General features: G+C 58.6%; 10 protein-coding genes and 2 rRNA genes. 10 read left to right on the top strand and 2 right to left on the bottom strand.

Features of this window, described 5'->3' with window-relative positions; all coding sequences use genetic code 11:
• The 5 genes from PPP56_RS00670 to PPP56_RS00650 all read left to right on the top strand — a co-directional run.
• A 23S ribosomal RNA gene (locus PPP56_RS00670) occupies positions 1-357 on the top strand; the annotation flags it as partial.
• 96 nt (positions 358-453) lie between these two features.
• Positions 454-564 (top strand): 5S ribosomal RNA (rrf, locus tag PPP56_RS00665).
• 231 nt (positions 565-795) lie between these two features.
• Positions 796-3,108 carry a phosphoribosylformylglycinamidine synthase subunit PurL gene (gene purL, locus PPP56_RS00660; protein WP_353561740.1) on the top strand — a complete coding sequence of 771 codons (2,313 nt, stop codon included), beginning with the start codon at positions 796-798 and terminating at the stop codon, positions 3,106-3,108.
• 233 nt (positions 3,109-3,341) lie between these two features.
• A complete protein-coding gene (gene trxB / locus PPP56_RS00655; RefSeq protein WP_353561738.1) occupies positions 3,342-4,403 on the top strand; it encodes a thioredoxin-disulfide reductase in 1,062 nt (353 codons plus the stop codon).
• A gap of 84 nt (positions 4,404-4,487) precedes the next feature.
• Complete coding sequence (locus tag PPP56_RS00650) at positions 4,488-5,090, top strand: LysM peptidoglycan-binding domain-containing protein (RefSeq protein WP_353561736.1); 603 nt, start codon at positions 4,488-4,490, stop codon at positions 5,088-5,090.
• Between the two features lie 145 nt (positions 5,091-5,235).
• On the opposite strand, the gene PPP56_RS00645 is transcribed toward PPP56_RS00650, so the two are convergent.
• Positions 5,236-6,096: a proline dehydrogenase family protein gene (locus PPP56_RS00645; RefSeq protein ID WP_353561734.1), complete on the bottom strand. Its 861-nt coding sequence runs from the start codon at positions 6,094-6,096 to the stop codon at positions 5,236-5,238.
• 233 nt (positions 6,097-6,329) lie between these two features.
• On the opposite strand from PPP56_RS00645, the gene PPP56_RS00640 reads away from it, so the two are divergent.
• The 5 genes from PPP56_RS00640 (at position 6,330) to PPP56_RS00620 (ending at position 12,649) form a co-directional block, all read left to right on the top strand.
• A complete protein-coding gene (locus PPP56_RS00640) occupies positions 6,330-7,064 on the top strand; it encodes a DUF429 domain-containing protein (RefSeq protein ID WP_353561732.1) in 735 nt (244 codons plus the stop codon).
• A gap of 139 nt (positions 7,065-7,203) precedes the next feature.
• Positions 7,204-7,848, top strand: coding sequence for a pyridoxamine 5'-phosphate oxidase (pdxH, locus tag PPP56_RS00635; RefSeq protein WP_353561730.1), 645 nt, complete (start codon positions 7,204-7,206; stop codon positions 7,846-7,848).
• Between the two features lie 307 nt (positions 7,849-8,155).
• Positions 8,156-8,335 (top strand): hypothetical protein, encoded by a 180-nt coding sequence (locus tag PPP56_RS00630; protein WP_353561728.1) that lies wholly within the window; start codon positions 8,156-8,158, stop codon positions 8,333-8,335.
• A gap of 154 nt (positions 8,336-8,489) precedes the next feature.
• Positions 8,490-11,792 carry a S41 family peptidase gene (locus tag PPP56_RS00625; protein WP_353561726.1) on the top strand — a complete coding sequence of 1,101 codons (3,303 nt, stop codon included), beginning with the start codon at positions 8,490-8,492 and terminating at the stop codon, positions 11,790-11,792.
• A gap of 107 nt (positions 11,793-11,899) precedes the next feature.
• The gene (locus tag PPP56_RS00620; RefSeq protein WP_353561724.1) at positions 11,900-12,649 is read left to right on the top strand and encodes a TIGR01548 family HAD-type hydrolase; all 750 of its coding nucleotides are present in this window, start codon (positions 11,900-11,902) and stop codon (positions 12,647-12,649) included.
• A 78-nt stretch (positions 12,650-12,727) separates the two neighbouring features.
• Here the strand turns inward: PPP56_RS00620 and PPP56_RS00615 are convergent, their stop codons facing one another.
• Positions 12,728-14,998, bottom strand: coding sequence for an amino acid permease (locus PPP56_RS00615; protein ID WP_353561722.1), 2,271 nt, complete (start codon positions 14,996-14,998; stop codon positions 12,728-12,730).
• Between the last annotated feature and the right edge of the window lie 14 nt (positions 14,999-15,012).

Below are 15,012 nucleotides of genomic sequence, written 5' to 3'. Positions count from 1 at the left end.
AGAAGGTTCCAAGGGTTGGGCTGTTCGCCCATTAAAGCGGCACGCGAGCTGGGTTCAGAACGTCGTGAGACAGTTCGGTCCCTATCTACTGTAGGCGTTGGAAACTTGAACGGAGCTGCTTCTAGTACGAGAGGACCGAAGTGGACGAACCGCTGGTGTACCAGTTGCGTCGCCAGGCGCATCGCTGGGTAGCTATGTTCGGAAGGGATAAGCGCTGAAAGCATCTAAGCACTAAGCCCCCCGTGAGATTAGGTTTCCCCAATAGGTCGTTCGAGATTAGGACGTGGATAGGCAGCAGGTGTACGCATGGCAACATGTTTAGCCGAGCTGTACTAATTACCTATAAGGCTTGACCTTGCTATTTTTCACACACCATCGTCTGTGTGATTGCTCTACCGGCAATACGCGAAAAACATTATATTAATTGCAGTGCATTGAGCACTGCCCAGGTTTCCTGGTGACTACAGCGCAGGTGAAACACCTCTTCCCATCCCGAACAGAGAAGTTAAGCCCTGCAGCGCCGATGGTACTGCCCTTAGGCGGAAGAGTAGGTCGTTGCCAGGATCTCTTTCAAAAAGCCTCGTCACATTTTTGTGGCGAGGCTTTTTTTGTTTTATCCCTCAACTCTATTACTATACGCAAACATATCATTCTGAATCATTGTCATTACAAAGATCAACTCAGATAATCACCGCTTAGTGCGAATAATCAAAACAACAGATAGCGTCTATTTCAAAAGCGCTCTCCCTTTCTTACATTAGTGCAAACGCTTCTTTTTCAATCTGACGTGTCGCTATGTCTATCCCCAACGATCAGGCACCTACGTCTCTTGCAAGTTCTCCGCAGGTGACCTCCAAATTAGCTATCGAACATGGTCTAACAGAAGAAGAGTACGGATGGATCATTGACCATCTCGGACGTACGCCGACGTTCGTAGAACTGGGAATCTACTCCGTTATGTGGAGCGAACACTGCTCATATAAAAATTCGCTCGCTTTGCTTAAGACGCTTCCTAACGAAGGACCAGAACTCCTCGTGGCTGCGGGAGAGGAGAACGCGGGACTAATCGATATCGGTGATGGCATTGGAGTGGCCTTCAAAGTCGAAAGTCATAACCACCCCTCCGCCGTTGCTCCCTACCAGGGAGCAGCAACAGGCGTCGGAGGGATTCACCGCGACATATTCACGATGGGAGCACGCCCGATCGCAGCACTGAACTCTTTACGCTTCGGCTCTCTCGAAAATGATCGCGTCCGCTACCTGCTCGATGGCGTCGTGCGTGGCATCGGTGATTACGGAAATTCATTTGGGGTGCCGACCGTAGCCGGCGATGTGTACTTCGACGATGCCTACGAGGGTAACCCGCTGGTTAATGCGATGAGCGTCGGTATCGTTAAAGAAGATGCAATCGCCTCAGCATCCCCTAAAAATGAAGGCAGTGCCGTTTATATCGTTGGGGCCTCAACCGGGCGCGACGGGATCCATGGAGCCACCTTTGCATCAGAAGAGATCTCGGAAGAGAGCGAAGACAAACGTCCAAGCGTTCAGGTAGGCGACCCTTTCACGGAAAAACTGCTCCTCGAAGCTACTCTTGAAGCGATTGGGGCAGGCGTTGTCGAGGCGATCCAGGATATGGGCGCAGCAGGCATTACAAGCTCCTCTTTTGAGATGAGTGCGTCGGGGGAGTGTGGAATGGAACTCCACCTCGACCGCGTGCCGGTACGCGAGGAAAAAATGACACCTTACGAGATTATGCTCTCCGAAAGCCAGGAGCGCATGCTGGTCGTATGTGATCCCGACAATACCGACGAACTCATTAGTATCTACAATAAGTGGGACCTGCACGCGGAACGGATTGGCACGGTTACCGAGGGCACGAGTGTCCGCCTCTACTGGAATGACGAGCTTGTGGCAGACCTTGATGCGGGTCACCTCGATTCCGGAAGCGGCGCTCCAGTGTACGAGCGGGAAACCGAACAGCCTGCATACCTTGAGACCACACAGGCCTTCGACGCTGAAGAAATTACCGATTGCGCGCCGGATACAGCAACCAACACGCTCACTGATCTGCTTGCTGCACCGAATATCGCATCCAAGGAGTGGGTGTTTGAGCAGTATGATACCATGGTACGCACAAACACAGTTGTTGGACCCGGGCCCAGTGATGCGGCAGTAGTTCGTATCAAAGGAACGAATAGAGGGCTTGCGCTGAAAACTGATTGCAATGGTCGCTACGTCTATCTGAATCCACGTAAAGGAGCGCAGATCGCTGTGTGCGAGTCTGCTCGAAACGTCGTCTGTGCCGGCGGACGCCCCATTGCAATTACGAACTGCCTGAATTTCGGAAATCCCTACAAGCCGGACGTATACTGGACGTTCGCTGAAGCAATTGCTGGCATGAGCGATGCCTGCACAGCACTGGGCACGCCGGTCACAGGTGGGAATGTATCGTTCTACAACGAACACCCCGAGGGGGCCGTCTATCCAACACCAACGATTGGCATGGTCGGGCGCGTCGATGACCTCCATACGCAGCCGACAACAGCCGCCGTCGGGTCACCCGGCGACCAGGTGTTCATGCTGCACCCGCAAGGACAAGCCTTTCCGAATGATATCGATGGGTCGGAATATCTTGCAACAATCCATGACACAATTGCTGGCGACGCGCCTCGGCTGGTCCTTGACGAAGAAGTGGCTGTTCAGCACGCCATGCACGCGCTAATCCGTACCGGGTACGTGCGTCACGCTCACGATGTATCTGATGGGGGCCTCGCAGTCTGTCTCGCAGAGTCGGCACTCCATGGTCACTGCGGAATCGATGTGGTTCTAAATGTGCCATCAGCGGCCCGGGCCGACGCCATACTGTTCGGGGAAGCGCAGTCGCGTATTGTCTTATCAGTCGCCCAAGAGCACGTAAACAAAGTGGAAACTCTACTCGAAGACGAAGCGAGCGTCGCTGCTACAGCTATTGGAACAGTCGGAGGCGATAAGCTTCGCATCGAATGGAATGATACAACATGGATTGAAGCCGAACTCACAGCGCTCCGCACTGCATACGAAAACACAATCCCCTCTCACATGGGCATCGAGCAGCGTGCTGCAGCATAAGCCCAGAAAAGTAACCGGTCTGCCTTTCCAGATGATCTGAACAGCTGTCAGAAAAGACAGTACAAGCCCCGAGGTATACTACTGAATAAGCATGTTGTGCACGTAAATAGGGCCGCAGATGTAACACAATGTATGTGGCCTCTACAAAGCGCATGAAGCCGACAACCGTTCGGCTCCCCCTGCGTTCTATCGTATAGTACTATCTTACGCCCAGCTTTACTTTGATTATGGATATGCCCTCCTCCAACGGACAGACGCCCGACCTCTCAGCCTTCGAAGGCATCAACGCGTCTGATGCAGAGATGCGCGATGTCGTAATCATCGGAACTGGCCCTGCAGGCTGGACAGCCGCGTTGTACACCGCCCGGGCAAGCCTCCAGCCTCTCGTGTTTATGGGCCCCGAGCCGGGAGGACAGCTCACCACGACGACCGATGTCGAAAACTATCCGGGTTATCCCGAAGGCATCATGGGGCCCGACATGATGCAAGATTTCCAGACTCAGGCCGAGAGGTTCGGAGCCGAATCGCGCTATGGGATGGTGACTGATGTTGACTTCACCGAGCGGCCCTACCGTCTCCTCATTGATGGGGAAACGGTTGTACACGCTCAGACGGTCATCATCGCAACCGGAGCGTCGGCACGGTACCTTGGTCTTGAGAACGAACAGCGTCTGCTCGGGCATGGCGTATCAGCCTGCGCAACATGCGACGGCGCCTTCTTCCGCGACGAAACCGTAGCTGTAGTAGGCGGCGGTGACAGCGCAATGGAGGAGGCCATGTTCCTGACCAAGTTTGCGAAAGAAGTGCGCGTCATCCACCGCCGCGATGAACTGCGCGCATCCCAGATCATGCAGGAACGGGCCTTCGACAACGACAAGATCACTTTCGTGTGGGATACGGAAGTCGTTGATGTGCTCGGCGAAGATCAGGTTACCGGTATCGAGGTCATTAACAATAACACCGAAGAGACCTACGTCATGGATGACGTGACAGGCCTCTTCCTCGCAATTGGCCATACGCCCAACACCGGGCCGTTTGAGGGCTGGATCGACATGGATGAGGATGGATATATCCAGACGAAACCCGACTCCACCTATACCAACGTTTCGGGGGTCTTTGCCTGTGGTGATGCGCAAGACCACGTCTATCGCCAGGCTGTTACGGCTGCAGGTACCGGCTGCATGGCGGCTATCGATGCCGAGCGCTGGCTCTCCGAGCATGGCGTGATCGACGAACCACGCACCGAAACCGAATACCATGCCACGCCGTCAGCAGCGTCGGCCGAGGCAGCGTAGTTTGCATTCGCTCTGTGTACCTGGTACTGTACTTGCTACACAGACAACTGCTAACCGCATCGTACATCAACCCTTGCTCAGCCCGTGACTTTTTCGCGCTCCCTCGGAGCTTTGTGCGTAATAACGTTCTGCTTCAGCCTCGTCCTTACGGGCTGTACCTCTTCCGAATCAGATGAGCCGGTTCCTGCCGCCACTGTCGCCGACACCACAACGGCAGAAGACACGCTCTCCAGCATCACAGCCACAGCGCCTTCGCCCGATGGTGAGCGCACGCTCGATGAGCGCCTGGCCGACCTTTCGCTGGCCGCGGAGGTGAAAAAGGCGCTGGCGCGCGATCGGCAGCTGCGGGGGTATGACTTTGAGGCTATCGTGGAGCAGGGCACGGTGCTTCTAAAAGGGGATGTGGGAAGCGAGTCGGAGCACGATCGGGCTGCCCGTGTCGTTGCACAGGTCGGGTCAGTACGCGCCGTCACAAATGCAGTCACGATCGTTGGCCAGCCGGTCGTAGCAGATGCAGGAGATGGTAACGCCGCCAGAGAAGGCACGCGGCACGTCGTACAATCCGGCGAAACGCTGTGGAGCATCGCGCGCTCGCACCAGTCCTCCGTCGACCGCATCCGCCAGCATAACCGGCTCAACGACGGACGCTTGCAGCCCGGCCAGGAGCTCGAAATCCCCGAGCCCTGATTCATATAGGGCTCGGACTCGATTAGTTATCGAGGAAAGACATTGAGGAAAGACATCAAAGAGAGACGTGGCAGTGCTGCGTCTCTCTTTCTTTCGTAGGAGATGGCTGTCGGGCATGGGTAGATGCGTGTGCCCGAACCCCACCTCACGCCCGCATCAAATTGCGCAGCACAAAGAACACATTCTCCTTCCGCTCACGCAGGCGCCGGTAGAAGTACGGAAACCACTCCGTGCCATACGGCACATACACCATCATATTGTAGCCATCGGCGGCTATCTCGCGCTGGGTTTCAGGGCGAAGCCCGTACAGCATCTGAAACTCAAACTGGTCGCGCGAAATGTCCTCCTCTGCGGCGAATGCCTTCGTAGCACGGATCAATGAATCGTCGTGGGTAGCAATACCCGAATAGGACGTGTGCTTCAGCAAGCGCTGCATGTAATCCGTGAAGCGAGCGCGAATCACGTCCATGTCCTGATACGCCACCGCAGCCGGCTCCCCATACGCACCCTTGCACAGGCGCACGCTCACGCCGAGTTCGCACATCCGGTCGATGTCGCGATCGGTGCGCTTGAGCATCGCCTGCAGCACCGGACCGATATGATCAGGAAAGTCAGCATGCATCGCCTCGAAGATCGACAGCGTCGAATCCGTCAGGTCGCTGCCCTCCATATCCAGCCGCACAAACATATCGTGCTCCACGGCTACCTCCATCAGCGCGCGCAGATTTTTCAGACAGAAATCCTCATCGATGAGCTGTCCCAGCATCGACAGCTTAATCGAGATGCGGTTGCGGCGGTCCTCGGGCGTAATGGCATCCAACGTACGCACCAGTTCAATGTACGCATCGCGCGACTGAAGGGCGACATTGCGGTCGTGCACATGCTCGCCAAGCAAGTCGAGCGCCACATGCAACCCATCGTCATTTGAACGGCGCACCGCCGGCAGTGCATTGTCGAGCGTCTCACCCGCCACAAACCGACGGGCCAGGAAAAAAGGAAGTCTCATTGCATAAGAAGTTGAAAGCGCTTTTGCTAACACACTAAACATAGGCGCTGGCACACTGGCAAGTTGACCCATGCGTTGAAAAAGCGGTTCGAAATACAGACATTGTTGCGTCAGGGTCGACTCGTACCACGACGCTACGGGTATAGGGGGATGCGAACGGCCGTTGCCCATCGGCACCACGGCCTCTACCGCCGCTGTTTTCTGCCTGATCGATACGCCGCATAGCCACGCGCATGTCTCACGCCTCACCTACATGGATTGCCGGGGTGGATGCCTGTACATCCGGCTGGTTCATCGTTCTCGAAGAAATCCACACCGGTGTGCACCGCCATCGCATTGTAGACCACGCCGCAGCGCTGCTTCACCTCCCCGAACAGCCTGCGTACCTTGGCATCGATATGATCATCGGACTGCCCGATGCTGCTCGTTCGGGCGGACGTGCATGCGACCGGGCGGCTCGGACGCTGCTCGGGTGGCCGCGCTCCAGCAGCATTTTCTCGCCCCCGTGTCGCTCTGCCCTGCAGGCCAATACATATGACGATGCCAGCGCCCAAAACCGAAGGAGCCACTCCGATAGCGTGGGGCTTACGAAGCAGGCGTTCAACCTATTCCCCAAAATCCGCGCACTCGACCAGGCCCTCTCGCCCGCCGCACAACAGCGAGTGCGCGAAGTGCATCCCGAATGCAGCTTCTATGTGCTCAATGGCAATACCGCGCTCGCTGCATCCAAGCACACCGATGAAGGCCGAACGCATCGCATCCACCTGCTGGAAGAAGCAGGATTTACCGACCTCGACAGCGCCCTGCATGCGTACGCTCGTGCCCAGGCCAGTGCCGACGACATTCTCGACGCCCACGCCGCCTGCTACACAGCGCGCCGCATGCACGCGGGTACGGCCGAGCGCCTCCCTGAAGCCGAACCAGTCCCCGTCGACGCAACTGGACTGCGTATGGAGATCTGGCGGTAGTTTTTCAATTCAGTGGAATCTCCGGATTCCGCAGGGCAATATGAATCAACGCAACAAATCAACGCAATGAATCGATGCGCGTGCAACAAATTCCTCGAAAGCATTCGCCTGCCTCTTTACGAACTAACCCTACGTCGTAATGTCCACCTCCATTGCTGACCTGCGCGAGAACTACACCAAAGCTACGCTGGCGCGCGAAGACGTATCTGATGACCCCATCGAGCAGTTTCGTAGCTGGCTTGATGCAGCCATCGAGGCTGACCTGCCTGAGCCTAACGCCATGACGCTGGCTACGGCCGACAAGCAGGGCCGCCCGGCCTCGCGCATCGTGCTCCTAAAGGAGCTCGATGAAGGGTTTGTCTTCTACACAAACTACACCAGCCAGAAGGGCCAGGCGCTTCATGCTAACCCGCATGCGGCCCTTACTTTCTGGTGGGAGCCGATGGAACGGCAGGTGCGCGTTCAGGGGCGTGCCGAACGCGTCGCTGAAGAGCAGTCGGATGCGTACTTTGCCAAGCGTCCACGCACCAGCCAGCTCGGGGCGTGGACCTCCCCACAGAGCAGCGTTATCGACGACCGCGAGGTGCTTAACAACAACTGGGAGCAGGTCAAGGAGCGATTCGGCGAAGAGGGCGAGGTGCCGCGTCCGTCTCATTGGGGCGGCATCCGGGTGGTGCCCCACACAGTTGAGTTCTGGCAAGGGCGCCCGAGCCGCCTGCACGACCGCCTGCGCTACCGCCGCACCGATGCCGGTCGTTGGACAATCGAACGCCTGGCGCCGTAGAGGGCAGGCCAGGTGCACAGCAATGGCATGTTGCCGTTCATATGTCGCCGGTAGAGACGCTGGATTCCAACGTCTCTACCGTTGGGTTGTCAGGAATCGTTATCAATCCCAACAATCCGCGAATGTGACTGGGTACGATCACATTCGCATCCGACCGAACATGACCAAAATAGTCAGGAAGGGCGTTCCAAAATGGATGGCAAACGCACCCTTTCCGCAAAAATGCCATTCCTCGTGTCCGGAATTGCAGGGATCATGCGCATACTCCTGTAAGCCTGCTTCCTGCATACCACTCCCGACACACGCTATGCCACTCCGAAAGACGATTCGACTGGGCCCGGTGTACATCTGTATCGACGCCAACGGCATGAGCTGGGGCGTTGGACGACCGCCGCGCCGTTCGCGTGGCCGCCGTTCGCGCGCCAACACACGCACCAAAAAAAGATGGATGCGCAAAGCGTGGCGCTGGTACCAAAATCGGTCGTAGCGCCCAACGGGCCACCCGATGGGCCTGCTCCTTTCAGCTCGTAACAACAGCCGTGTATTCGTGGCACCGTGCGCCGTGCCGTTTGCGCAAGACACTTCTTTATGTGTATGATGTGTGTACGCTGTTCATACACAAACCGCTCCTGCACGTGCGTATGCCTGCTTGGATACGATCTGTTCTGCTTCTTACCATTGCCCTTGGGCTCGCCACGAGCACAACCTATGCCCAGGATGCGCCTCTACCATCTGAGGAAGAGGCCGATACTCCGTTTGTCCGGCATCCGGCCGTGCACCCTAATGGAGAAACCGTCGCGTTCTCGTTCCAGGGTGATCTGTGGACGGTACCGACGTCGGGGGGACGTGCGCTGCGCATGACGGTCCACGAGGCCTATGCCTCAAGTCCCACCTGGAGCCCCGACGGCGCCCAGATTGCCTTTTCAAGCAATCGGTACGGCGGCGATGATGTGTACGTAATGGACGCCGAAGACGGGCGTCCGGAGCGTCTCACGTTCTATTCGGGGACCGACGCACTCAGCCAGTGGGCTCCCACCGGCGACCTGCTTTTCACCACGCGACGTGCCTATGCGCAGGTCGAGCGCGAATCCGAAATCTACCGCGTGTCTGCCGAAGGAGGCGTGCCCATGCGGCACCTCGACGCACTGGGATACGCACCAGCAATGTCGCCCGATGAGCGCTTCGTTGTGTTCGAACGGGGTAGCAACAACACCTCTCGGAAACGGTACCGCGGCCCTGCAGCCAAGCAACTCTGGCTCTACGACGCCGACACCGAATCCTACACGCAGCTAACCACCTTCGACGGTAACGACTACGGGGCCGTATGGACCGGCCCGCGCACGCTGCACTTTATCAGCGAACGAGGCGGTACGTACAATGTGCATCGCATGGATCTGGACGACGATGGACGCCTGGAAGAGATCACCGAGGTAACTACGTACGACGATGGAGACGGCGTGCGCCACCTGTCGGCCAGTGCCGACGGATCGGTGCTCGCGTTTGAGCGGCACACCGACATCTACGTGCTCGACACCGAAACAGGCACGCCGGCAGAGCGGCTCGACATCCGTGTGCCTCGCGACGAGCGCTTCGATCCGGTAGAGCGCGAAACGTTCACCCGGGAGGCATCCGACGTAGCTGTATCCCCCGATGAAGCGTATATTGCATTCGCCGTACGCGGACGTATCTTTCTGATGCGTAACAATGACGAGAGTGCGCATACTGTGCAGCTAACAACCGAAGCCGCACACGCCCGCGACCTGCAGTGGCTCGACGATGAGACGCTGCTGTTCGTTTCTGACGAGGCCGGAACGTACAACATCCACCGCCTCCGCTCTGGCGATGCAGAGACCACCGATCTGTTCGACGCGCTCGCCTACGATGTAACGCCGCTCACCGATACCGATGCGGAAGAGCGCAGCCTGATGCTCTCGCCCGACGGAACGCAACTGGCGTTTCACCGGGGCGCGGCGCACTACGGCGCCAAATCGCTGGTAGTGGCCGACATCACCGACGACCAGACGCTCGGCGACGAACGCGTGCTCCACGAAGGGTGGAACGAAGCCAGCGGCGTCGCCTGGAGCCCCGATAGCCGGTGGCTGGCCTACTCGCTGCCGGATCTTGACTACAACTACGAGGTCTACATCCACGCTGCCGACGACAGCCAGGCACCGGTCAACGTAACGCAGCATCCCAAGCGCGACCATAGTCCCACATGGAGCCCCGACGGCACCAAGCTCGGCTTTGTGTCGGGGCGAAGCGGCAACAACGACGACATCTGGTTTGTCTGGCTACGTGAAGAGGACTGGCAAAAAACGCAGCGCGACTGGGACGAGAACGCGCCGCAGCGTCCGGGCGAACGTGATATGGGCGGCGAGGAGGCCGCAGAAGACGAAAATTCAGACGATGCGGCCGAGCCGGTCGAGATTGACTTCGACAGCATCCATGAGCGGCTTGTGCGGGTAACGACGCTTCCCACGAACGAGGCCAATCCGATCATTGGGGCCGATGGAGACACCTTCTTCTTCGTGGCCGGGCGTGGCGGACGAGGCGCTACGCACCAGACTGATGTAGACCTGCATCGCATCCAGTGGGATGGGAGCGAGCAAGAGACGCTCACGCAGGGCGGGCTGGCTCCGTCGGACGTACAATTAGGACCCGAACAGCAGCATCTCTTCTTTCGGCACTCGGGTGGTCAGATTGCCCGCGTAGGCACCGAAGGAGGAGTAGACCGGCTTTCATTTCAGGCGCGTATGGAGGTCGACTACCCGGCCGAGCGTGTGCAGATCTTTGATGAGCTATGGCGCGTCATCGACCAGGGCTTCTACGACCCTGGCTTCCATGGCGCCGACTGGGAAGCCCTGCGCGACACGTATCGCCCGTGGGCGCTGCGTGCTTCTACGTCGCGCGACTTTCAGGATGCGGTGAATCTCATGCTTGGCGAGACCAACGCCAGCCACATGGGCTTCTTTGGACCCGACCGGTCCGAAACGCAGTCGGAGCAGACCGGGTTGCTGGGCGTGGAGTGGGCCCCGGCCGAAACCGGTCTGGAGGTGACGCGCGTCGTGCCGCATAGCCCCGCCGATCGTTCGGTGAGCCGCTTGCACGTCGGAGACGTCGTTACCGCGATCAACGGCACCGCGCTTACGGGATCCACAAACCCGTACCAGCTGCTCAACGACACGGTGCACGATCTCGTTTTGCTCACCATCGAAGATGCTGATGGAGAGACACGGACCGTTCGCATCCGCCCGACCGGAAGTCTGCGGAGCGAGCTCTATCAGGAATGGGTCGATACGCGCGACGAACTGGCGCGCGAGTACTCCGACGGGCAGCTGGGCTACCTGCACGTACAAGGCATGAACTGGCCGAGCTTTGAGCGCTTCGAACGTGAGCTCTTCGCCAGCGGCCATGACAAAGACGGACTGATCATCGACGTGCGCTACAACGGGGGCGGCTGGACCACCGACTACCTGCTTACGACACTTAAAGTGCAGCAGCACGCGTACACCGTGCCGCGTGGCGCAACCGACAATCTCGAAGCCAACCATCCCGAGTTTCGCGATCACTACCCGTTTGGAGAGCGTTTGCCCTACGCAGCTTGGACAAAGCCTGCGGGGACGCTCATCAACCAGAATAGCTACTCCAACGCTGAGATCTTTGCGCATGCCTTTCAGTCGCTCGGCATGGGACCGCTTGTTGGTACGCCAACCTTTGGTGCGGTTATTTCTACGGGAGGCGTGAGCTTGCTCGATGGATCGTTCGTACGGATGCCTTTCCGGGCCTGGTACGTGCGCGAAACGGGGCAGAACATGGAGTTGGGCCCGGCTACGCCCGACCATCGCATCGACAATCCCCCGGATGCACGTGCGCAAGGCGAAGACCCACAGCTGCGCCGCATGGTTGAAACGATGCTTGATTCGATGGAAGAAAGGGAGGAGTAGCCTGCTGGCGTTAGGGAACCGTTAATCGCTGTTTGTGTGCATATCGGATGATGCGGCCCGGTTGCCGCACCCAAACTACCGCTCTCCGCTCATCAACGCACTGTTGTATGCCTTCGTCTTCGCCGCTTCAGGTACTGCTGTTCGACATGGACGGTGTCCTGGTCGACGTGTCTACCTCCTACCGCCGTGCCATTATGGAAACCGTTGAGCATTTCACCGGGCGCCAGATCAGTGCGAAGGATGTGCAGCGCTACAAAAACTACGGCGGATTCAACGACGATTGGAAGCTCACGCATTCCATCATTACGGATACGGCCATGAAGGTGCCGCTGAGTCGCGTCATCGACGAGTTTCAGCGCCGGTATCGCGGCAACGACTGGGACGGCTTCATCAGCGACGAGGAGCCGCTGATCGACGACCAGACGCTCGACACCATGCAACAATCCGGCATTCTCATGGGCGTAGTAACCGGTCGCCCTCAGGAAGAGGCCGAGTGGACCATCAACCACATGGGATGGTCGTCGTACTTCCCGATCGTGCTGGGCAAAGAAAAGCAGGGCGACCGTACCAAGCCCGACCCGTTTCCGCTGACGCACATCCTTACCATGCTGGCCGCCGTTGGGCGCGATGTAAAGCCCGAAGAGGCTGCCTACGTAGGCGACTCGGTCGACGATATGAAAGCAGCACGGGCTGCCAACATGTGGGCGCTTGGCGTAGTGCCCCCCTATCTTGATACCCCCAACCACACGCAGGTCTTGAATGAGGCTGGTGCGCACACTGTGCTAAACTCGCCCAATGACCTACCTGGGCTGCTCCGCCGGTTCGACGAACAGGTCTCTTCGACGCGTAACGCGTAGCCCTACCCGGCGCGATACGCAAACGATCGCAAAGGCGCGATCGCTTCCCAAGTCGTCTACGCGCTCGCAACGTCGGCGCTATGCCAAGGCGCTCTCGCGACCCGAGTCGCGCACGAACAGGCACGACGTGCCGGTAATCTCCACCAGACGCTGCATGGCTTCGGGATCGGCTTCCCGGGCGATGCCGAAAATGTTGAGGTCTACTTCAGGCGCCTTTTCCACCTTATCAAAGAAATCGCCCTGCATCACAAACGACTCCGTATCAGCAGGCAGGCGGGCGTCTTCGATGAGGCGCTCATGGAAGCGCCGCGCATTCGGCATCTCGCTGGATTCGGAGCAGATCGTAACCAGACGCAGCGTGCAGTTCCAGTCGTGGCGGATTTGCAGCGCCAGCAGCAACGGCAGGTCCAGGTTCGGCATACGCATCCCCAACGACCACTCAGGACTCTGGTCGGTGACCCACACGTTGACGCGACGCTCTTGGCTAAGGGCGGCTTCGGGATGTTCATAGAGCAGGGCCGTGCCCAGGCCGTGGGTGTCGGCAACATCAACGAAGCCCTGTATCGCGTCGGCATCGTAGCGATGGGCCAGTCCGAACAAGATGTTGGGGCGAAACGCCGTGCCCCGCAGCACCGACGCGCTCATCTCCACCCCCTCCAGAAACGTCGGGGCCTTAATCACAGACGACGTGGCCAGCAGTTCTTCATTGCGAAACGTACGGGTCACCTCCTCCAGCCGGGCGAGTCCATTCGAGGAGGGCGTGGTCTGCTCCGTGCACTGCACCCCGATGATGCGCAGTGAGCCCTTTGGCTCAGCCAGCGTGCGCAGGAACCGGAAGGCGCCGTCGAGCTCGGTGCGAGAGGTGACTGGCACGAGCAGGTCGGGCTTCCAGGCGCGTTCGTTGGGTTCATCGAGCGTGCGAGCCACATGCTTCGAAGCCCAGTTGGCCAGCGACACGAAGATGCCGCTGCGCACCGTCTGCCACGGCGTGGTCAGCTGGCGGCGCACCAGGTAGGCATACAGGGCTACGATGATCAGAAGCGCCACAAGGGCAAAGACGGCATTCACGACAAACAGCGCCAGCGTAGAGGCCGCCACACCCACGATAGGCACGGCACGCGGAATCTGAAACGTAGGCCGAAACGACAGCAGGCCCAGGCTCTGCTCAATAGCTACCACCGCGTTGATCATCACATAGATGACGAGGAAAAACATTGTGATGAGAATGGCCACGTTGTCGAGGCTGCCCAGCAGCAGAGCACCTGCTACCAGCACGCCGGTGGCGATGGTGGCATTACGGGGCTCGCCGCTTTCGGTAAGCGCGCCGAGCCAGGTGTGCTTCGGCGTGATTTTCTGCTCGGCCAGCGCCTGCAGCACACGGGGCGCTGCTACCATGGTGCTGATCGTAGCTGTAAAGGTTGAGGCGAGAAGGCCGGCCAGCACCAGTTCGCCCACGGCTGCGCGTTCAATGACAATCAGCCGTTCAGCGCGCAGCGTTTCGGGGTCGGCCACCACGCTATACCACACGGCCATGCCCACGTAGACCAGAAAAGCCGTGCCCACGGCCGCCAGGGTGCCCCTTGGAATGCTCTTGCGAGGTGATTCGAGCGCCCCCGACATGCTTGCGCCCACTTTGATGCCCGTAGCGCCCGGAAAGAAGATCGCGAAGAGCACCCAGAACGATACATCTTCGAACGATCCCCAGAGCTGTGGCGTGTGCAGCGGCTCCCCCGAGCCGAGTTGCGTTACACCCAGCACGATCGATCCCATCGACACCAGAATAATGATGAGGACGACCCCCTGCACCTTAAATGCAATGTTCGAGGAGGCCGCTGCAATCCCAAACGTGACCACAAAGAGGCTATAAGCTACGAGCCAGGGCGAGTGCTCGGGAAAAAGATAGAGCCACCCCTCAGTGAATCCGTAGATGTAGAGCGCGCCGGAAAGTGCTTGCCCCAGGTACAGGGGGATGCCGATGCTTCCGCCCGTTTCCAGACCGAGCGACTTTGAGATCACCGAGAACACGCCCCCCGCCCCAATATGGATGTTCGTGGTGATCGACGAGAGCGAAAGCGCCGAGGTGCCCGTGATGATGAACATTCCCACGATGATCAGCAGCGTTCCCAGCAGGCCCGCCTGTCCTACCACCCAGCCTTCACGCACGTAGATCATCAGTCCCAGAATGGTGAGCACCGTAGGGCGGTACACCCCGGCAAACGTGCCAAGCCCCGGCGGACGATCCGGCTCAGGCACCTTGGGAGCGTTGCCCTCAGAAGACTCAGTTGGGGCGTGCGGTCTGTTACCCGCAGCATCTTGAGTTGAAGAAGGAGCTGGTTCAGAGGAGGACATATTCTGGTTGAGCG

Source organism: Longimonas sp. (assembly GCF_040409695.1).
Classification (GTDB): Bacteria; Bacteroidota; Rhodothermia; order Rhodothermales; family Salinibacteraceae; genus Longimonas.
This window is presented reverse-complemented; position numbering and strand designations above follow the sequence as displayed.

Excerpts from the sequence above, each read along its gene's own strand:
- purL (WP_353561740.1), top strand. The coding sequence starts at position 796 with ATGTCTATCCCCAACGATCAGGCACCTACGTCTCTTGCAAGTTCTCCG.
- trxB (WP_353561738.1), top strand. The coding sequence starts at position 3,342 with ATGCCCTCCTCCAACGGACAGACGCCCGACCTCTCAGCCTTCGAAGGC.
- PPP56_RS00645 (WP_353561734.1), bottom strand. The coding sequence starts at position 6,096 with ATGAGACTTCCTTTTTTCCTGGCCCGTCGGTTTGTGGCGGGTGAGACG.
- PPP56_RS00640 (WP_353561732.1), top strand. The coding sequence starts at position 6,330 with ATGTCTCACGCCTCACCTACATGGATTGCCGGGGTGGATGCCTGTACA.
- pdxH (WP_353561730.1), top strand. The coding sequence starts at position 7,204 with ATGTCCACCTCCATTGCTGACCTGCGCGAGAACTACACCAAAGCTACG.
- PPP56_RS00630 (WP_353561728.1), top strand. The coding sequence starts at position 8,156 with ATGCCACTCCGAAAGACGATTCGACTGGGCCCGGTGTACATCTGTATC.
- PPP56_RS00625 (WP_353561726.1), top strand. The coding sequence starts at position 8,490 with ATGCCTGCTTGGATACGATCTGTTCTGCTTCTTACCATTGCCCTTGGG.
- PPP56_RS00620 (WP_353561724.1), top strand. The coding sequence starts at position 11,900 with ATGCCTTCGTCTTCGCCGCTTCAGGTACTGCTGTTCGACATGGACGGT.
- PPP56_RS00615 (WP_353561722.1), bottom strand. The coding sequence starts at position 14,998 with ATGTCCTCCTCTGAACCAGCTCCTTCTTCAACTCAAGATGCTGCGGGT.